Source organism: Rhizobium sp. PRIMUS64, from assembly GCF_023006465.1.
GTDB classification, from domain to species: domain Bacteria; phylum Pseudomonadota; class Alphaproteobacteria; order Rhizobiales; family Rhizobiaceae; genus Rhizobium; species Rhizobium leguminosarum.
Genome location: NZ_JALBGX010000126.1, coordinates 1 through 19,089, shown reverse-complemented (window position 1 = coordinate 19,089; position 19,089 = coordinate 1). Strand labels below are relative to the sequence as shown.

The following is a 19,089-nucleotide window of genomic DNA, read 5'->3' as shown; positions in this document are numbered from 1 at the left end:
ATACCACCAAGCCGGGCGCGCTCGACGTGGTCCGCCCGCATGACCGGGTGCTGGTCATCGGCAATGGCCTGACGGCTGCCGATGTCATTGCCTCGCTGGCGCAGCGCGGGCATGACGGTTCGGTGACCGCGATCTCGCGCCGCGGTCTGCGGTCTCGCGGCCATCCGCCGGTACCGCAGGAGCTCTTCGGCGATTTCGTCTCCAATGCCGCCCATTCGGCCATATCGTTGTTGGCAGCGATCCGCACTGCCATAAAAGCGGCGAAGGCAGAGGGCATAAGCTGGCATGGCGTGATCGATCAGGTGCGGGCGCAGGGATACGATCTCTGGCAGGCGCTACCGGTTGCCGAACGACGCCGTCTCGTCCGCCATCTGCGTCCCTATTGGGATGTGCATCGCTTTCGCATCGCCCCGCAGGTCGAGGCCGTGCTCGACGCAGCGATTGCCTCGGGCCGCCTGGATATCCTGGCCGGGTCGGTTGCCGATGCGCGCATCGAGGGCGAACTCATTCTTTGCACCCTGCAGCCGCGTCAACAGCGCCAGCCGCTGGAGCGGCGCTATGACGCCGTCGTCGTCACCACCGGCCCGGCGCATGGTGGCATTCTCGAAACCCAGCCCTGGCTCGCGGCACTTGCGGCAAGCGGCCACCTATCGCTCGATCCGACCGGCCTTGGCCTTGCCTGTAACCAGCATTCGCAAGCGATCGGCCCGTCCGGACATGCAGATCCTTCCCTGCTGATCTCCGGCCCGTTGGCACGCGGCACGTTCGGCGAGCTGATGGGCCTACCGCAGGTGACCGAGCATGCGTTCTTCATCGCCGGCGAGATCGCCGAAAAGCTGCGGACCAGCGCGACGAATAGGCATCCTGCCTGATTTTCCACCAATATGTCGCTCTTCGACTGTCCCCGGTGAGCGACTTCTGATAGTCACTCGGCCACCAATTCCCGCCCGGCATTCGGGCGACCAGAAATATCGAGACCATGTCGCAGGCTGCCTCCACCCTTTCCGAAGCCTCGCCTTCCAATCGTTTCGCCCTCGCGGCGCTGCTTCTCGGCGGGGCGGCGATCGGCGGCTCGCCGATCTTCGTCAGACTGTCCGAGGTCGGACCGATGGCGACGGCCTTCTGGCGCGTGGTGCTGGCGCTGATCCCGATCCTCATCGTCTCGCTGCTGAAGAAGGATGCGGGGCCAAAGCCGCAGAGCCTTTCCGACTATGGCATGCTGATTCTGCCAGGCGTCATGCTGGCGCTCGACCTCGGCGCCTGGCACCTTTCGCTCACCATGACGTCGGTCGCCAATGCGACGCTGCTGGCCAACCTCGCACCGGTTTTCGTCACGCTGATCGCCTTCCTCTTCTTCAGCGCGAGGATCAGCCGCATCTTCATGCTCGGACTTGCCGTGGCTCTCTCCGGCCTCGTCATTTTGAAGGGCGGGCCCGCAGCCATTGGCAACGGCGATTTCAGCGGCGATGGCATCGCGCTGATCGCCGCCTTCTTCTATGCCTGCTACATCCTGGCGATCGGCAGGCTGCGCAGCCGGTTCGATACGATCCGCATCATGTTGTGGAGCACAGCCTGCGCTGCGGTCTGCATCTTTCCGATCGGCCTGATCTACGAGGGCCATATGCTGCCCGCGACCGTCTACGGCTGGTCGATCGTTTTCGGCCTGGCCTTTATCAGCCATGCCGGCGGGCAGGTGGCGATCACCTATGCGCTGGCCTATCTGCCCGCGGCCTTTTCCTCGCTGACGCTGCTGTTGCAGCCGGTTGTTGCGGCCATTCTCGCCTGGGCGTTGCTAAACGAGGCGATCGGGACGATGCAGGCGCTCGGCGGCGCCGTCGTGCTTGCCGGCATCATGGTTGCCCGCCGCGGTTGATCGTCAGCGATTTTCCTGCAGCAGCCATTTCTGGATGATCGGAATGTCGGCATCGCCGAGATCGTGGCCGCCGGGGATGACGTCGGAATCGACGGTGGCGCCTGAACTCTTCAGCCTCTCTTCCAACTCGCTCGCATATTTGCCGTAGGCATCCGTCTTGCCGCTGATGACGAGCAGGTCCGTGCCTTTCAGATCAGCATGCGGATAGTCGCTGAGCACAGGCATGGAGCGCAGCAGCACCGCCTTGTGAACCAGGTTCGGGTGCAGGTAGAGCAGCGAGTTCAAAAGGTTGGCGCCATTGGAGTAGCCGACATAGACGACCTTCTGAGGATCGAGCCCGTAGGATTTGACAGCGCCCTCAATGAAGGCCGCGAAGGCCTCCGCCTCGGTCTTGATGTCGTTCTGGTCGAAGGAGAAGGGAGTAATGCGCTTGTACCAGCGTGGAAACCCTTCCTCCGTCGCCCGGCCGCGCACGCCGAGCAGCGTCGCCCGCGGCGCCGCCTTGTTCAGCAGCGGCATCAGCGTCGTCTCATTGCCGCCGGAGCCGTGCAGCAGCACGAAGACGCTGCCATCGGGATCGGGGGGCGTATAGAAACGATGGACGAATGGCAGCTCGCGATAATTGATGCGCGGCTGACCGGGCATTGAAAATTGCGGCAGCATCACCTTCAGGTCATGGAGATTGGTGATGGCTTCGGGTGGCGCGAAGAGCTTGCCCCCGAGGGCGGCGTGCTCTTCGTCCACGGTCATGCCCGGCTTGTCGGTCGCAAGCTCCACCAGCGTGCCGCCGGGCTCGCGCGCATAGAGCGAGCGGAAATATTTGCGGTCGTGCATATTGGTCGGCGACGCATCGGTCGCTTCCAGCGCCTTGCGAACCGAAAGCAGCGTCTCCTCGTCGGCGGCGCGAAAGGCGACGTGATCGACCGTGCCGGTGCCCGGCGCACCGGACCAGAAGCCACGCGCATCGCGCACGTCGATAATGTCGCCGGACTGCGACACCAGCCTGTCGATCGTGCCGCGGCTGGCCTGGAAACGGTAACCGAAATGGCTCTCGAGGAAGTTGCGGCTTTCGGCGGGCTTCTCCGTCAGCATGGTGGCGCCGCGCACCCGCCGGATGGCATGCTCGGCCGGGATCGAGGCGCCGTCCCAGGCGGCCGGCGATACCAAGTTCTTTGCGCCTGCGAGCTTGAGGATGATGTTGTCAGGGTCCTTCAGCCGCAGGACGGGCTCACCGAATTCGTCGGCCGGGCCCTCCGAGCGCAGGCCGAAGCTCATGGCGCGCGTCAGCCAGTAGCCGATGCTGGCAGGGTCGATCGACAGCGATATTTCGCTGATCTGGCCATAGCCGGCCCGGCCGGGCGCGCCATCTTCCCAGGCGAGGAAGGTCAGCAGCGAACCCGGCGTCCCTGCCGCATCGCCATAGAAGAGATGAAGTTGCGTCGCGTCCTCGTAACCGGCTGTCTGCTTGACGAGCCGCATACCGAGAAATCCCGCGTAGAAGTCCACGTTCGCCTGCACCTTTCGGGTGACGGCCGTGACGTGATGTATGCCTGATACCATCGAGAGCAGTCCTGATTGAAGCGGCGTCGTCAGGAGCGCGAGTATGAGAGCTGCGAAGGTCATACCGTTGCCAATGACGATCGCTTAGTTTTGTTCCGCACAAAGCGCAAGCGAATCGCCGCGCTGCAACAACTCCAAATGTTCAACATCTTCGAGTGCCTCTTCCAGTTGCTGCAGGGTCGGCGGCTTGACCATATAGGCGCGCGCGCCGAGATTTCTGGCCCGTCGCATGTCGCTCTCGTCGCTTGACGTGCTGAGGATGCAGACGGGAATTTGCTTGAGGCGGACGTCGGCTGAAAGCGCATGCAGCACCTCGAAGCCGTCCATGATCGGCATGTTGATGTCGAGCAGCATCAGGTCGATCTGCGGCACATCGGCGATGCCTGCGCGTTCTTCGAGCAGCCGCATTGCCTCGCGTCCGTTGGTGGCGACATGCAGGTTGAAATTCACCTTCTCCCGCCGCATCAGCTTGATCTTCAGAATCTGGATGTCGGCCGGGCTGTCTTCCACCAGCAGCACCTCGGCCAGCCTGCCCGAACCTTCGCCTGGCTGCTCCGCCGGCTTGGCGCTGTGCGGGATGACCGATGCGGCAGGCGGCGTGGACCTCACCTCGGCGAGCGGCACTTCGAGAATGAAGGTGGCGCCCGGCCCATTTTCTGCCTCGCACCAGATCGAGCCGCCATGCATCTGCGCGATGCGGCGGCATATGGCAAGGCCGAGCCCGGTGCCTTCGATGCCACGACCGACGAGGCGCTTGAACGGCTGGAAAATCAGCTCGCGATGCTCAGGATCGATGCCGGGCCCGTTGTCGCGCACGGTGAGGCGGCAGACATCGCCCTGCGCTTCGCCTGTGATGCTGATCTCCGGAACCTTCTGCTCGCAATAGCGGATGGCATTCGACACCAGGTTCTGCAGGAGCTGGGTCAGCAGCGTCGCATCGCCCATGACCTCCGGCAGCGCCCCGCGGATGATGACGGCGCCGCGGCTTTCGGTCTGCTGACGCAGATTGTCCTCCACCTGGTCGAGCACGGCCGATAGCGAGACCGGCCTGAGCTCCAGCCCGCCGTAGGCCTCGAGCTTGGTGAAACCCGAGACTTTGACGATCAGGTCTTCCATATGGTCGGCGGCGCTGAGTACGTAATCGAGCAATTCCCGGTCTTCGGCCGGAAGCGCGGCAGAGCCGTGCAGGATGCGGCTGAAGGATTTGATCGTCCGGAGCGGCTCCTTCAGATCATGGGCCATGGCGCGAGTGAAGATCTCCAGCGATTGTCGCTTCTGCTCCAACTTTGCTTCCAGCATGCCGTGCATGATGGCGTTCTGGATGCAGCGATGCAGTGTTTCAGGCGAAAGCGAATCCTTTGTCAGATAGTCGCGTGCCCCGCTCTTCATCACCTCGACGGCGACGGTTTCGTTGCCCTGGCCGGTCAGCATGATGACGTTGGCGGCGGGATCATCCTCCAGGATATCGGCAAGAACGCCGAGCCCGTCGCGCCCCGGCAGCGAATAGTCGAGCAGGATGCAGTCCGGCCGTTTCCGGCCGTTCAGTGCAAGGCCCTCTTCGCCCGTCTCCGCCTCCACGACGGTATAGGCGGTGCTGGAAACGCGGCCCAATATGCGGCGATAGACCTCGCGATCGTCGATGTTGTCGTCGATGATGAGAATGGAGCAGTGTTCCGCCAATCTGTCAGTCCTCGAGCGGCAGGATGGCGATTTCGAACCAGTATTCCTTCAGCCGCTGGATCGCGGCGAAGAGCCCGTCGAGATCGACCGGCTTCTGCACATAGGTATTGGCGCCGAGCGCATAGCAGCCTTCGATGTCACGTTCGTCGTCGGAGGTCGTGAGGATCACCACCGGGATCTTGCGCCAGCCGGCATTCGACTTGATCGCCTCCAGCGTCTTGCGGCCGTCAAGGCCCGGCATGTTGAGATCGAGCAAGATCAGTCCCGGTTTCGGCACCATTGAGGCGAGCATGTCGAGCGCTTCCTGACCGGAAGCCGCCCAGCGGATCGAGTTGCGCAGGTTGGTGCGTTTGAAGGCGCGCATCGTCGCTTCGAAATCGTCTTCGCTGTCTTCGACGATCAGGATCGGTTGCGTGTCACGCTGCTGCATTTTGCCCCTCGCGCTTTTTTCCCAAGGTGAAATAGAATGTTGTGCCGGTGCCGACCTCGGATTCCAGCCAGATATCGCCATTGTGCCGCGCGATGATCTTGCGCACGAAGGTAAGGCCTGCTCCGGTGCCGTCGTCGGAATCCTGCGACTTTTCCAGCCGCTTGAAAATGCGGAAAATATCCTCGTGGAATTCCTGCGGAATGCCCTTGCCGTTATCCTTAACGAAAAACACGTTGCGGGCAACCGTGCCGTCCTTGCCGACGAACCGGTCGAGGTAACCGATCGAGACGAGCGGCGCCGGCTTGTCGTTGTATTTGATCGCATTGGTAATGAGATTGCGGAACACTTCGGTCAGCCGCGGCGCGTCGCAGACCACCTCCGGCAGCCGGCCGTCAATGATGACCTTGGCATGCCGCTCCTCCAGCAACAACTCCATCGTCGCGACGACATCCTTGACGATCAGGCCGATGTCGGTGCGTTTGACCGCCAGCTGCTGACGCCCGAGCCGGGAGAAATAAAGTAGGTCGTTGACGAGTTTCTCCATGCGTTGGCTGAGACGCACGAGCCGGTTCAGCCGGCGCACGCCGTCCTCGTCGAGCTTGTCTTCATAGTCCTCCAGAAGGAAGCGGGAGTGGTTGTGCAGGCCGCGCAGCGGCTCTTTGAGATCATGCGAGGCGATATAAGCGAATTCATCGAGGTCGTGGTTGCTGCGCTCGAGCTCGGCCGTATAGGCCTCGAGCTGGGAAAGCGTCGTTTTCATCCGTTCTTCCTGCCGGACGCGCTCGCTGATGTCGCGCACGATACCGACGAAGGTCTTTGTCTGGCCGGTGACGACGGCGCTGATGGAAACATCGATCGGAAAGACGATGCCGTTCTTGCGTCGTCCGGAGACCATGCGCGTCGTGCCGATGATGCGCTCCTCGCCAGTCTGCCGGTAATGGGCGAGATAGCCGTCGTGCTCGGAATGGTAGGGTTCGGGCATCAGCATCTTGATATTCCGGCCGATCGTCTCCTGCGGGGAGTAGCCGAACATGCTTTCAGCCGCCGGATTGAAATTCTTGATCGTTCCACGCTCGTCGATGACGACGACCGCATCAGGGGTGCCGCGCACCAGCGCGCCGAAGCGGACGCGCTCGCCTTCCAGGTGATGGGTGTTGCGCATGAAATAGTAGACGAGGAGCGCGATCAGCCAGAGCGTGGCAGCCGTAATAGTGCGGTTGGCGATCTCCTGCCAGAACGCCGCCTCATTGTGCCTGACGGCGAAAAAGCCGAGCATCAACAGCACGGTGCAGGCAAAGGCGAAGAAAAGCGGCGCATTTCTGTTGCCGAACCAGAGCGCCGTCAGCACCAGCGGCACATAGAGAATGCCGTTGGCGACACCCAGCGGCGTATAGAGATCGACGAGAAGGCCGGTGAAGCAGACCGCAGCCGGGATCCAGAGCGGGATCTGCGCCCGGTTTGCCGGCTGCATCCACCAGGAGCGGGCGAGAAGCCCCGAGCCGAAGATCACGATGCCGATCGCCGTATGCAGCGCCATTGCCGCATAGGGACCCCAGCGGTAACCCTGTTCGGCATCGGTGACATAGCCGGCCAGCGCGATCATGCCGAGCGTGACAACGACATAGCTCGTCAGTTCCTGCACCACCTGGCTCTTTTTCTCCATGTGGAGCGAGAGCAGCAGCGAAAGATTGGCGATCAGGAAGACCAACGCCGTGTTCGGTCCCATGCCGCCGCCGATCTTGGCGATGAAATCGGGAGGAACCAGAAAGCGCGTGATCAACACGTCGACATTGTGAAAAGTCCGCCCGATCGTGACGATTTCCACGAGCCGGGCCGCAGCGATCGCCGCCGCAAGCCCCGCCGTGATCGTTGCCGTCACGCGAAAACGGCGGGCCGCCAGTGTCGAGGCGGCAAGCCCCACGCCGGAAAGCACGAAGCACAGCGCGGTGTTGAAGGCCATCGACGGAAAGCCGGGAACCAGCGAAATGACAATCTCGACCTGCAGCAGCCAGCCGGCAAGGGCAGTCAAGCCGAGAAGGAACATCAGGCAGCCGACCGCAATCGCAAAGGCACGGTAGTGCCGCCTTGGCTGATCCTGCAGGTCCACGTTGCCCTGATCCTGCACCCGTGTGTCCTCCTTCGGTTCGCGCGGCCATCTTTTCCGAAATCGAGGAATACTCAATAGGCAAGGCGGGGCGGTGCCACGCTTTTTGCGAAATGATCTGCGATGAGGTATATCGAATTTCAGTGGAACCGCGATATGGTGATGTCGAAGGACAGCGAGGTTCATTCGAACAATATCCAAATTTCGGTGCTAGATGACCACCCTATTTTATGTCGACGACAGCAAGGATGACCTCTTCTATCTCGACTATATCTGCAGAAAGCAGCAGATAGACGTCGATCTATTCTGTTTCTCCGCAGCCGAAATGGCGCTGGAGGCGCTGGAGACGCGCGCGGCGGAAGGCAAGACACCGCCTGACGTGCTGGTCGCCGATCTCTACATGCCACTCGATAGCGGCATCGGCCTGATCACTCGGTTGCGCCTGGATGATCGTTTCAAGGCGATGCGGCTTGCTATCTGCAGCGGATCGGATGCTGCCGAGGACCGCGCGCGCTCACTCGATGCCGGCGCCGATGTCTATCTGGAAAAGCCACTTGACCTTGCCTCGATCATTCTCAATCTTGAGATGTAGAATACGGCGAAAGCCGGATGACCTGTTCCCCCTCATTCGTCCAAGCCATATGACGAACCGCAATTGACAAGGTCGAGGACGCATCACAAGATGCAACCGGAGCGAAGAATATGGAACGCAAAATAAGCGCTGAGAGAACCGATCAACCCGCGTTCGCCGCCACGAACATCAGCCAACCCCTTAGCTGAATGGGTCTATCGGCTCTCTCGCGCTTACGTCTGGCACTGCCTTCTCGCATTCATGGATGTTGAATGCAGGAAGAATACGATACCCAGGTAAGAACTACTGCCCCTCAGTAAAATCTGCCCGTGCATCACCTGTCGTTGAGATAATTGATGATTTCCGCCTTACATATCGAAAGTCCCCGTTTTCGATATCCCTCATCAACCATCTCGCAATTTTTGTAGCTCTTCGCGTTTAAGACGTATATCCCAAGATTTCGGGATTAGAGGTATTGGCGGGAGGAGAGGAAGAGTTGGAATGAGCAATGCCCCGGCAATTCCCTTTCATGCCGGACCGGAGCTTAGCCGGGCGATCAACCGCACCGATTTTTTCCGTCTGCTGAAGTCGGCGGCGCAGCATTACAACTTCAACAATTTCGCGCTTGCCCGCATTTCCGAGGCTTCGGCCCCTTTCGGTGAACGTGATATCGTCATCACCAATGTCGCTGAGCGACGTGTCGGCCTTTTCATCACGACGTTGAAGGAAGCGCTCGGGACCGTCCGGGCAAAGAGCGCCCAGTTCCTGGCAACGCCGGTCCATGGCAGGAGCGCACAGCCGGAAGCTTACCCGTCCAATCTTGTTTTCAACGAATTCCTGAGCGGCGTCTTTCTCTTCATCCCGCTATTTACGCCGGAAGGGCGGCGATATTGCCTCGTGCTCAGCGGCGAGCGTCAGGAGCCGGATCAGAGTGAGATCGCCGACATGCTTCTCGACGCCATGCGCATTTTCGACAAGCTCTACGAGGAAATCCTGACGCCGGAAATGTCCGGACGGCTGACCCAGCGCGAATCGGAAATCGTCAAATGGACGAGCGAAGGCAAGACGTCGGCGGAAATCGCCATCATTCTCGGTCTGTCCGAACATACGGTCAATTCGCACATCACCGCGGCCGCGCGCAAACTTGACGCTGTCAACCGCGTTCATATGGTGGCGATCGCCTTGAGGAATGGTTTGGTTTCGTGAAGTTGGTTTCGGGATTGGGGAAATGAGACGATGATCACCGAAACGAGCCGAAGGAACACTGTCAAGGTTCTCTTTGTCGATGACGAATTCATCGAATTCCGTGCGCTCAAGAAGAAGATCGCCGATCTCTCCGAGCCGGCCGTCGAGGTTGAATATTCGCCATCGATCGGTGACGCGCTGGAAAAGATCCGCTTGGCGCGCTTCGATCTCATCCTGCTCGACAACCGCCTGCTGCCCAATGCCGATTTCCGCGAAACGGTGCCGGAGCTGCGGGGCATCGGTTACACCGGCCCGATCGGCGTTGTCTCGACCGATATATCGGGCGGCTATTTCCAGGAATTCCCGGATTACGGCGTCGATTTCCGCATCGGCAAGGACGAAATCGATGCCCAGGCGCTGCAGCACATCATCCGCGAATATGTGACCTATGACGTCCCGGATTTCTGGAAGGACGATTACAGCATCTAACCATCATGCGATGGGAAGGCGGATGATGAAACAGCTGCCGCTTGCATCCGAATGTTCGAGGCTGATATCGCCGCCAAGCGCCGTCAGAAACTCCCGCGCCGTCGTCAGTCCGAGACCGGCGCCCTGGACTGCTCCCGGCTTCGGCAATTTCCAGAACGGCTCGAATATCCGCTCCCGATAAGCCGGATCGATGCCCATCCCATTGTCGGCAATCCGGATGAACCAGTCCGTCCCCTCGCGCTCCGCGGCAATGGCCACACGCGGCGACACTTCGCTGCGATAGGTGAGGGCATTGGTCAGCAGATGCCGCAGCACCAGACCGAAGAGGGCAGGGTCGGTACGGATGGAAGGCAGGCCGTCGCTTTCAAGCGTTGCCTCACGGACCGCCGTCTCATCGGTCAGTTCGCCCCAGACATTTTCGGCCAACGCCTGCAGATCGATCTCTTCAGGCGTCACCTGAGGTGTGCCACCGGCAAGGCTCATCAACGCCTTGGTGAGACGCTGCGCCGTCTGCGCCTTTTCCATGATCATCCGGAGGCTCTGAAGCTGTTCGCCGTCGAGCGTCTCCTCGAGATCGTCGAGCAGCAGCTCGGCATACATGGCGATATGGCGGAGCGGCGATTGCAGGTCGTGCGAGGCGGTTGCGAGAAAACGCTTGATGCGCTCCTCGCTGTCTCCGGCAACGGTGGTTTCCGGCGGTCTCGTCGGGTCGGATGACATCTGGCGGTTTCCCCGATCTCAATTGCAGCGCCGCACGTCTTTTCAGACGCGCTAAGGACGCTCTAACACTTTGAATTGGCACATAATGCAGCAGCCGACAATAGAAAGAGGGCGCCGGCTCTGCAACCGGCGCCCTCTTCAAAGATGCGTTAAAAACGGGGATTTAGCTCGCGGACTTGCGCGGGCGACCCTGTTCCGGCGGGATGATCTCAACTGCCGCATCGGTTGCCGGTGCCTTGGCATGGCGGCGGCGCCAGTCGCCCAGGAAGAGCAGGATGGGTGCTGCGATGAAGATCGACGAGGCGCCGGCCACGAGAATGCCGAAGACCATCGGGATCGCGAAGCTCGAGACGGCACTACCGCCCCAGATCGCCATAGGCACCAGGGCGAGGAAGGCCGTCGCATTGGTGTAGAGGCTTCGCGCCAAGGTCTCGTTGATCGACTTGTCGATGATCTCGCGCAGCGGCATCGACTTATAGAGTCGCATATTTTCGCGCATGCGGTCATAGACGACGACCTTGTCGTTCACCGAGTAACCGACGAGCGTCAGAATGGCGGCGATCGCTGTCAGATTGAAGTCGAGGCCGGTGATCGCGAAGAAGCCGATCGCCTTGGTGACGTCGAGCACCAGCGTGACGATGGCGCCGACGGCAAACGGCCATTCGAACCGTACCCAGATATAGATGAGCATCGCGAAGCTTGCGATCACGACCGACAGGATACCGGCCCAGGCAAGCTCGCCGCTGACCTTCGGCCCGATGACGTCGGTGCCCTCGATGGTGGCGGTCGGATCGATTTTGGCGACTTCGGCCTTCAGCTTGGTCACCGCTGCCGTCTGTGCCTCTTCGCCGCCTTCCTGCCGTTGGGCACGAACGAGAATGCTGTTCTTGTCACCGAAGGACTGCAGCGAGATTTCGCCGAGACCAAGCGTGTTCAGGCCTTCACGGAACGTCGCAAGATCGGCCGGGGCGGTGGTCCTGACGGCCATCTGGATGCCGCCGCGGAAATCGACGCCGTAGTTGAGGCCGGGATGGATGAAGAGCACGACGGAGGCGATCGAAAGCAGCGCTGAGACGGTGATGCCGAAGAAGCGCGCCTTCATGAACTGGATGTGCTTGTCATAGGGGCTGAACGGGATCAACGGCCGGATGTTCAGCACCTTGAGCTTTCTGCGGCGGGTGATCTCGATCATCGCCACACGCACGAAGGCGACCGATGTGAACATCGAGATGATCAGGCCGAGCGCCATGGTCACGGCAAAGCCGCGAACCGGTCCGGAGCCGAAAAAGAACAGGATGGCCGCAGCGATCAGGGCCGTCATGTTGCCGTCGATGATGGTCGAATAGGCACGGCGGAAACCGGTGTCGATGGCGGCGAAGGCGCTCCTGCCCTTGCGCGTTTCTTCGCGGATGCGCTCGTTGATGAGGACGTTGGCGTCGACCGCGAGGCCGATGCCGAGCACGACACCGGCAATGCCCGGTAGCGTCAGCGTCGCACCAACCAGCGTAAGCGCCGAGAAGGTCAGGATCGTGTGAATCAACAGTGCGATATTCGCCAGGAAGCCCCAAGTGCCATAGAGAACGAAGATGAAGACTGCGACGAGGACAAAGCCGACGATGCCGGAATAAATGCCCATCTTGATCGCGTCGGCGCCGAGGTCGGCGCCGACGGTGCGCTCTTCGATGACCGTCAGCTTGGCGGGCAGGGCGCCGGCGCGCAGCATGGCCGCCAGCGTCGTGGCGCTATCGGCCGAGAAGCTGCCGGAGATCTGGCCGGAACCGCCGGTGATCGGCTCGCGGATAACAGGCGCGCTCAGCACCTTGTCGTCGAGGACGATGGCGAAGGGATTGCCGACATTCTGGCGGGTGATCTCGGCAAAGCGGCTGGCGCCGGCGCTGTCGAAGCGGAAGCTGACGATCGGCTCATGCGTGTTCGGGTCGAAGCCGACGCGGGCATCCGAAAGGCGGTCGCCGGAGATTTCGACGCGGTCGAGGACCGGATAGGATCGGCCTTCATCGTCCTTCAGCATGGTCACGCCGGGTCCGGGCGCATTGTTCGGCGCCAGCATGTGGAACGACATCTTGGCGGTGGAACCGAGAAGTTCGCGCAGGCGTGACGGATCCTGCGCGCCCGGAAGCTGGACGAGCACGCGGTTGGCGCCGATGCGCTGGATGGTCGGCTCGGAGACGCCGACCTGGTCGACGCGCTGGCGGATGACTTCGAGGCTCTGCTGGACGGCATTGTCGACATTGGCGGAGATGCCGGCCGGCGAGAAGCCGACGGTGATGGTGGCGCCGTTCGCGGTGACATCAAGATCGGCCTGGCCGGCGCTGAGGCCGGTGCTGATCGGGTTGGCGAGCGTCTTGAGTTCGGTGACGGCAGCATCGCTCTGTGAGGCATCGGCGAGCGTCACGACGATCTGGTTCTGGCTGCGGACCACGGCTTTCGGTTGGATGCCCTTTTCGCGCAGCACGCGGCGCGCGTCCTGAAGCAGCGATTGCAGCCGCTCCTTGGTCAGGTCGGCTTCGTCGACTTCCAGAACGAGGTGCGAGCCGCCGCGAAGGTCGAGGCCGAGCGACACCTGCTCATGCGGCAGCCAGGCCGGCACGCGCTGGAGGACGGATTGCGGCAGGACGTTCGGCAGGGCGATCAATAGGCCGAGTAGGATGATCACCGTATAGGTGAACACCAGCCATGGTGAAGTACGCATGTTGTATTCCTTGATATCGAGGGCCGGCGCTCGGGCGCTGGCGGCATGTCGTCAATGTCGGAAGCGCCGATCGGCGCGAGCGTCAGGCAGCGACCGGCGGTGCGCGCGGCTGATGGGTCCTGGAGACTGCGGCGTGAAGCGAAGCTTCGAATGCCGGAAAAGCGGCTGATATGTTCCAGCCGGCGAAATCAAGGGCCGGAGCGGCGGCAAGGGCAGGCGAGCCGGCGTCATGTGCCGTCTGCTTCGGCGCAAGCTTGCGCTCCGTGGCAAGCAGCCCACGCACGGTGTCGCGCGCAGTCAACTGCGGCGGCTGCGGATCTCGACCGGAAGAGGAAAGCGTATTGACGGCAGCGGCTGGCGAGATCACCAGATTGCCGCCGAAAAGCAGGCCGAGATAGGCAAGGATGGCGACGAGGAGAGAAGCGGCGATACGGCTCGTCAGACGGTGCTGGTCCAGCTCCATCTTCTCCGTCCCGGCGATGTCACTCCCGTATCGGCTCAAAAGCGCGCCAATCTCTCATTCTCTTTCCGGCGGAGGGTCGTCCGTCGGCATAATTGTATCAGGCCCATGCCCGTCTTCATAGGGTTCACTCTCATGATGCACTTGGGCGAGCCGGTCAACCATGCCAAGCGCGATTTCACGCTCGCCCATGATGACGGTGTCGGCGCCATAGAGCTTCAGCTCATCGACCTCGGCGTCGGAATGGGCGCGGGCGACGATGAGGATCGATGGATTGACGCTACGGGCCTGCTCGGCGATGCGGCAGGCCTCGAAGGCGTTGGGGATGGCGATGGCAATGCTGCGGGCGCCGGAAAGATTGGCAAGGTCGAGCGTTTCCCGCATCACCGCATTGCCCGCCAGGGTTTCGATACCCTGCACCTTCAGCTCGCCGATGCGCTTGTCGGAGTCCTCGATGACGAGAAAAGGTGTGGCTGACGACTTGAGATTCTGTCCGACGATGCTGCCAACCCGCCCATAGCCGACGAGAATGGCGTGGCCGCTGAGAGCGGTTGGGTGCACCTCGTCGTCTTCGGGCGGCATCTCCTCCTGCGCTGCTATCGCATCCGCAGCGGGAGCAGGGTCCGCCACGACGTCTTCGCGCTTTGCACCATCCAGCAGCGGCCGCATGCGGTCACAGAGGAAAAACAGCAGCGGATTGAGGATGATCGAGATGATGGCGCCGGCAAGGATCAGATCGCGGCCTTCCTCCGGCAGCAGCCCCAGTTCGACGCCGAGGGCGGCGAGGATGAAGGAGAATTCGCCGATCTGGCCGAGGCTGGCCGAAATCGTCAGCGCGGTGCCGAGCGGCTTCTTGAAGGCGAGCACGATCAGGAGCGCGGCGACTGACTTGCCGATGACGATGATGAAGATGGTGGCAAGGATCGGCAGCGGTTTGTCGATCAGGATGTTCGGATCGAACAGCATGCCGACAGAGACGAAGAACAGCACGGCAAAGGCGTCGCGCAGCGGCAGGCTTTCCTGTGCTGCGCGATGGCTGAGCTCGCTTTCGGCAAGCACCATGCCGGCAAAGAAGGCGCCGAGCGCCAGCGATACGCCGAAGAGCTTTGCCGCTCCGAAGGCGACGCCGAGCGCGATCGCCAGCACGCCGAGCCGGAAGAGTTCGCGCGAACCGGTATGAGCGATGCGGTGCATCGTCCATGGAATGAGCTTACGGCCGAAGACCAGCATCAGCGCCACGAACAGCGCCACCTTGACCAGCGTCATGGCTATCATGCCGCCGATGCCGAGATCGAGGTCGAACAGGCGGCTCAGCGCGGCCGAGAGCGGCTCGACGGGAGCGTGACCCTCACCGCCGATGCTGGCTGCGGCCGGGATCAGCACCAGCGCCAGCACCATGGCGAGATCCTCGACGATCAGCCAGCCGACGGCGATCCTGCCGCGCTCCGTCTCGACGAGGCGCCGCTCCTGCAGCGCTTTCAAGAGGACAACGGTGGAGGCGACCGAAAGCGCCAGGCCGAAGACCAGACTGCCGCCGGTCGGCCAGCCCATGAAGGCGCCAAGCCCCCAGCCGAGCAGTGTCGCGAAGGCGATCTGCACGATCGCGCCGGGCACGGCGATGCCGCGCACCGATAGCAGGTCTTTCAGGGAGAAGTGCAGCCCGACGCCGAACATCAGCAGGATGACGCCGATTTCGGCCAGCTCCGGCGCAAGGTTCTGATCCGCCACATAACCTGGCGTATGTGGCCCCACAAGCACGCCGGCGATGAGATAACCGACGAGCGGCGGCATCCGCAGCCGATGGGCGAAGGCGCCGAAGATGAAAGCCAGCACGAGGCCGCCGACGATTGTCGAAATCAAGGGCGTATCGTGTGGCATTGCTGTCTCCCGATCTGGAAATCCCGTTCGTAATATGACATATATGGTCTATATCGACCAATATGGGCAACTTGAAATCATGGGTCAAGGCGCAAGGGAAACAATTCTCACTCCCCCTCTCTGTCGCGCGGCGCGCGGACTGCTCGACTGGACTCAGACCGATCTTGCAGAGAGGGCTGCCGTCTCGCGCAGCACCATCCGCGATTATGAAGGCCGGCACCACGACATCCACCGCGCGACGGAGGCGCAGCTGCGCCTCGCCTTCGAGGAGGGCGGCGTCAAATTTGTGGAGATCGAAGGGGCGGGCACCGGCCTTTGCCTGCCTGATACAGCCGGCTGACCTGATACAGCCGGCTGAACCGGCTTAGGGTGCCAGGCAGGTGGCTGAGACCTTGTAGATGGAAAGCGCCTTGCCCTTGTAGTTGCCTTCCGGCGGCTGCCAGTTCTTCAGTACCTCGGGCGTCTCGCTGGCGCAGGTGAAGGGCCCGTCCGTCAGGAAAAGCACCTTGCCGGTGATGTCGGCAGGCAGAGCGAATTCCTGCTCGTAATAGCTCTCCGGAAGGCCCGCGGGCGCTCGCGCATAGATCTTGTAGGACGCATCGCGGAGCGTATAGAAAAGATCGGCGACCATGTCGCGATTGTCGGTGACGATGATGTCGGTGCCGGTCTGAGCTGCGAGTGCGGCGGCCTCGCGGCTGACCTCGGCGCGGCCGAGATAGCGCTTCATCAGCTCGTCGCCGTTCGGCAGCAGCAACTGATGCGGAAAGATCGTCGCCAGCGGAAAAAGCAGGCTGGCGATGCCGTTGATGGTCAGCGACAGCTTGAGCCCCTTCGGCCACATCCGGTAAAGCAGCCAGACGGCAAGGATGGTCCCGGCGACATAGGCGGTCACCGCCCAGTTGGCATAGGCCTTGGCGACGGTTGCCTGAAGCGTGATGAGCACCACCACCGGCATCGACAGCCAGATCAGCATCTTCTCGCGGTCGTCGCTCCTGCCCTTGATCATGTGATAGACCGCCCAGAGCATCGCGAAGAAGATGATCGGCCCGACGACGCCGAACTGGGCGGAGAAGAATTCAAGCCCGCGACGGACATTGATACCGAGTTCGCTCCAATGGGCGATATCCTGCGTATGCCGCACCGTCGTGTTGTCGTGCTGCAGGTTCCACCACAGGTTCGGCAGGGCGACGACCGCCGCGACCGCGACCGCGATGATGCAATCCCGGATGGCGATGCGTGCCGCCGGAATGAGGAGGAGGGCAAGCGCGCCGCCCGGAACGACGAACAGCACGGCATATTTCGTCAGGAAGGCGAGGCCGACGCTAAGGCCCATGACGAGCGCCAGCTCGACCGAGCGTCGCTGCGTAAGGCCGAAATAGGCAAGCAGCGCGATCGCGATGAAGAATAGCAGGATCACGTCGGTCGAGAAGAACACCGACGAAAGCGCAACGCCGGGGAGCGTGATGTAGGTGGCGCCCGTCCAGCCTTCGACCTCCGGCCCGACGAAACGTTTTGCCGTCTTCATCAGCACCAGTGCCGCCGCCATGTGGATCAGCGGTCCGAGCAGTCTGATCCAATAGATGGCGTTGGAGCCGGAAAGCTCGGTCATCGCCCGGATCACCCAGGCAATCATCGGCGGCTTGGAATAATAGCCGAGATCGAGATTCTGCGACCAGAACCAGTACTGCGCCTCGTCGACGAAAAGGTCCGTCGCATCGAAATTGAGCGTGACGACGCGCCAGAGCGTGAAGCCAAGAACGATGAGGAGACCAGATCTGGGGGACATGAACCGATAGTTCCGCTGACATGAAAGGCGCGAGTGCGATACACCAAAGGTGCCGGACTGCCAACGGGGAAGGGTGGGTCTAGCGCATCGGCCCGAAAATCGGAATCGATTTTCGGAAAGCACGATGCGTAGATTCAAAGTGTTAGAGCGTCCTTTGTGCGTCCGAAAGGACGCACGGCGCTCTAAAGCATGTCGCGCAAAACTGTGCAGCGGTTTTGCGATAACGACATGTGTAAAACAGAGAGCTAAATCGCGAGGAGCGAATCCCAAAGAATCGCGATGCGCTTTAGAACACCCGAAGCGCGCGGAGATCGCGGTTTGCAGCGAGAAAATCGAGACGGGCGACGGCGGCAAGCAGCGTCATTGCAATCAAGCAGGAACCCAATCCGAGAACAATCATTGCTCTGTCCTTGTCGACGTCATGTCTTGGTTATCGACCGGCATATAACACGGAGCTTGCGTGTGCCTTGTAGCAGCCGTGCAACTCCGCAGCAGTATTTGCTGTGAACGGCCTTGAATTGCTTCAAAAGCCTGCACCGCGAAAGGCTTATTAACCTTCAAGCAAGGAATTAACCATAAACATTGGGTTACACGTCGGAATGGGAAGATGCACTCGTTCCCACCAGGCATGACGCCGTCCCGCCGTACCGGGTTGATCCGGTATCCATCTCTTCAGACAGCTCCGAAACATAGCTGATCAGGGGGCTCGATCCGCCGGTTGCGACCGGTGGTGAGGACCGTCTCCACGCTTCGCGTTCATCGGATGCTGCGAAAGTTTTTGGCCGGGCCTTTGCCCGGAAAGTGGTTGGGGACAGGCGTTGAGGCAGGATATGCCATCAGATCAGGCTCGTGGCGCGCAGGCAGGCAGCTTGCGCGACCGCCTGCGCTTTGCCGGTCTCGATGCCGACCAGTGCGATCTGGTGCGCCGCAACCGGCCGGCCCTCGAAGCGCATCTGAAGGCGGGCCTTAGGGATCTCTTCCATAGGTTCCAGTCATTCCCCGACGCCTCGCGCAATTTCGAGAGCGAGCGCCAGGTCGACCGCCTGCACGATTTGCAGTCCTCGCATTGGGACGTGCTGACGGATGCGCGGTTCGACAGCCTCTATGCCGAGCGCGTCAAGGTTCTCTCCGATACCGAAAGCAAGATGGGCCTCGACCCGCGCTGGCACGTGGCCGGCCATGCCGTCATGCTGGAGCATGTCGTTTCCGCTCTCGCCGAGGAGATCGCCGGCCGTCCGCTGCTGCCGTCGGCCAAGCGCCGCACCCGCGAAATCTCCGATCTGATGACGGCGATCATCCGCATCGTCATGGTCGATGTGGAAATTGCCGTCTCGCTCCGCTTCAACGCGCTGCGCGCCGGGGAGCAGCGCGCGCTTGCCGACCAGCGCGCCGACAACGAGGCCGACATCGCCCGGATCTTCGGCGATGTCATCGACGGTCTTTCCGCACACGACCTGACACGACGCGCGCCCGTCGACGGCGCCTATGCCGGGATCGCCGCCGCGCTGAACGGCGCGTTGGATGGCCTCCAGGCCGAGTTCACCGCCATCACCGAGCGCACGGTCAAGGCCGAAGCGGCGACAGGCTCGCTTGCCGGTCTGTCGCGGCAGTTCGCCAGCACCGCTTCCGGACAGGCCGATCGG

General features: G+C 61.7%; 16 protein-coding genes. 7 read left to right on the top strand and 9 right to left on the bottom strand.

Going from position 1 to position 19,089, the window contains the following annotated elements; genetic code table 11:
• Together MOV76_RS31690 and MOV76_RS31685 are read left to right on the top strand one after the other, a co-directional pair.
• A partial coding sequence (locus MOV76_RS31690) for an FAD/NAD(P)-binding protein (protein ID WP_408988004.1) occupies nucleotides 1-872 on the top strand: 872 nt, incomplete at its 5' end.
• A gap of 107 nt (nucleotides 873-979) precedes the next feature.
• Entirely contained in the window at nucleotides 980-1,873 is an 894-nt protein-coding gene (locus MOV76_RS31685) for a DMT family transporter (RefSeq protein WP_247266005.1), read from the top strand.
• Between the two features lie 3 nt (nucleotides 1,874-1,876).
• On the opposite strand, the gene MOV76_RS31680 is transcribed toward MOV76_RS31685, so the two are convergent.
• From MOV76_RS31680 to MOV76_RS31665, 4 genes are read right to left on the bottom strand one after another with little or no spacing between them, the layout of a single operon-like run.
• Nucleotides 1,877-3,496, bottom strand: a complete 1,620-nt coding sequence (locus tag MOV76_RS31680) for a VOC family protein (protein WP_247266004.1) — start codon at nucleotides 3,494-3,496, stop codon at nucleotides 1,877-1,879.
• A 21-nt stretch (nucleotides 3,497-3,517) separates the two neighbouring features.
• Nucleotides 3,518-5,113, bottom strand: coding sequence for a response regulator (locus MOV76_RS31675; protein WP_247266003.1), 1,596 nt, complete (start codon nucleotides 5,111-5,113; stop codon nucleotides 3,518-3,520).
• Nucleotides 5,114-5,117: 4 nt separating this feature from the next.
• Nucleotides 5,118-5,543: a response regulator gene (locus tag MOV76_RS31670; RefSeq protein WP_018244782.1), complete on the bottom strand. Its 426-nt coding sequence runs from the start codon at nucleotides 5,541-5,543 to the stop codon at nucleotides 5,118-5,120.
• Nucleotides 5,530-7,833, bottom strand: coding sequence for a PAS domain S-box protein (locus tag MOV76_RS31665; RefSeq protein ID WP_018244783.1), 2,304 nt, complete (start codon nucleotides 7,831-7,833; stop codon nucleotides 5,530-5,532). Before MOV76_RS31665 ends, MOV76_RS31670 begins: the two co-directional genes overlap by 14 nt.
• A gap of 28 nt (nucleotides 7,834-7,861) precedes the next feature.
• On the opposite strand from MOV76_RS31665, the gene MOV76_RS31660 reads away from it, so the two are divergent.
• The 3 genes from MOV76_RS31660 (at nucleotide 7,862) to MOV76_RS31650 (ending at nucleotide 9,892) form a co-directional block, all read left to right on the top strand.
• The gene (locus tag MOV76_RS31660; RefSeq protein ID WP_018445831.1) at nucleotides 7,862-8,239 is read left to right on the top strand and encodes a response regulator; all 378 of its coding nucleotides are present in this window, start codon (nucleotides 7,862-7,864) and stop codon (nucleotides 8,237-8,239) included.
• A gap of 480 nt (nucleotides 8,240-8,719) precedes the next feature.
• Nucleotides 8,720-9,424 carry a response regulator transcription factor gene (locus MOV76_RS31655; protein ID WP_018244785.1) on the top strand — a complete coding sequence of 235 codons (705 nt, stop codon included), beginning with the start codon at nucleotides 8,720-8,722 and terminating at the stop codon, nucleotides 9,422-9,424.
• Between the two features lie 30 nt (nucleotides 9,425-9,454).
• Nucleotides 9,455-9,892, top strand: coding sequence for a response regulator (locus MOV76_RS31650; RefSeq protein ID WP_018445830.1), 438 nt, complete (start codon nucleotides 9,455-9,457; stop codon nucleotides 9,890-9,892).
• 3 nt (nucleotides 9,893-9,895) lie between these two features.
• On the opposite strand, the gene MOV76_RS31645 is transcribed toward MOV76_RS31650, so the two are convergent.
• The 4 genes from MOV76_RS31645 to ybaL all read right to left on the bottom strand — a co-directional run bounded on the left by MOV76_RS31645 (nucleotide 9,896) and on the right by ybaL (nucleotide 15,660).
• Complete coding sequence (locus MOV76_RS31645; protein ID WP_018244787.1) at nucleotides 9,896-10,612, bottom strand: ATP-binding protein; 717 nt, start codon at nucleotides 10,610-10,612, stop codon at nucleotides 9,896-9,898.
• A gap of 163 nt (nucleotides 10,613-10,775) precedes the next feature.
• On the bottom strand, nucleotides 10,776-13,322 hold the full coding sequence (gene secD / locus MOV76_RS31640) for a protein translocase subunit SecD (protein ID WP_018244788.1): 2,547 nt from the start codon (nucleotides 13,320-13,322) through the stop codon (nucleotides 10,776-10,778).
• Between the two features lie 82 nt (nucleotides 13,323-13,404).
• Nucleotides 13,405-13,785 carry a hypothetical protein gene (locus MOV76_RS31635; RefSeq protein ID WP_018445829.1) on the bottom strand — a complete coding sequence of 127 codons (381 nt, stop codon included), beginning with the start codon at nucleotides 13,783-13,785 and terminating at the stop codon, nucleotides 13,405-13,407.
• Between the two features lie 54 nt (nucleotides 13,786-13,839).
• Nucleotides 13,840-15,660 carry a YbaL family putative K(+) efflux transporter gene (gene ybaL, locus MOV76_RS31630; RefSeq protein ID WP_018445828.1) on the bottom strand — a complete coding sequence of 607 codons (1,821 nt, stop codon included), beginning with the start codon at nucleotides 15,658-15,660 and terminating at the stop codon, nucleotides 13,840-13,842.
• A 34-nt stretch (nucleotides 15,661-15,694) separates the two neighbouring features.
• Here ybaL and MOV76_RS31625 point away from each other — a divergent pair, with 34 nt between their 5' ends.
• Complete coding sequence (locus MOV76_RS31625; protein ID WP_018445827.1) at nucleotides 15,695-16,000, top strand: helix-turn-helix transcriptional regulator; 306 nt, start codon at nucleotides 15,695-15,697, stop codon at nucleotides 15,998-16,000.
• A 24-nt stretch (nucleotides 16,001-16,024) separates the two neighbouring features.
• Here MOV76_RS31625 and MOV76_RS31620 read toward each other — a convergent pair whose 3' ends face one another.
• Nucleotides 16,025-17,446: a glycosyltransferase family 39 protein gene (locus MOV76_RS31620; protein ID WP_193446803.1), complete on the bottom strand. Its 1,422-nt coding sequence runs from the start codon at nucleotides 17,444-17,446 to the stop codon at nucleotides 16,025-16,027.
• An 830-nt stretch (nucleotides 17,447-18,276) separates the two neighbouring features.
• Between MOV76_RS31620 and MOV76_RS31615 the strand changes: the two genes are divergently transcribed.
• Nucleotides 18,277-19,089 (top strand): protoglobin family protein (locus MOV76_RS31615; RefSeq protein ID WP_247266002.1); only part of this gene is annotated, 813 nt, incomplete at its 3' end.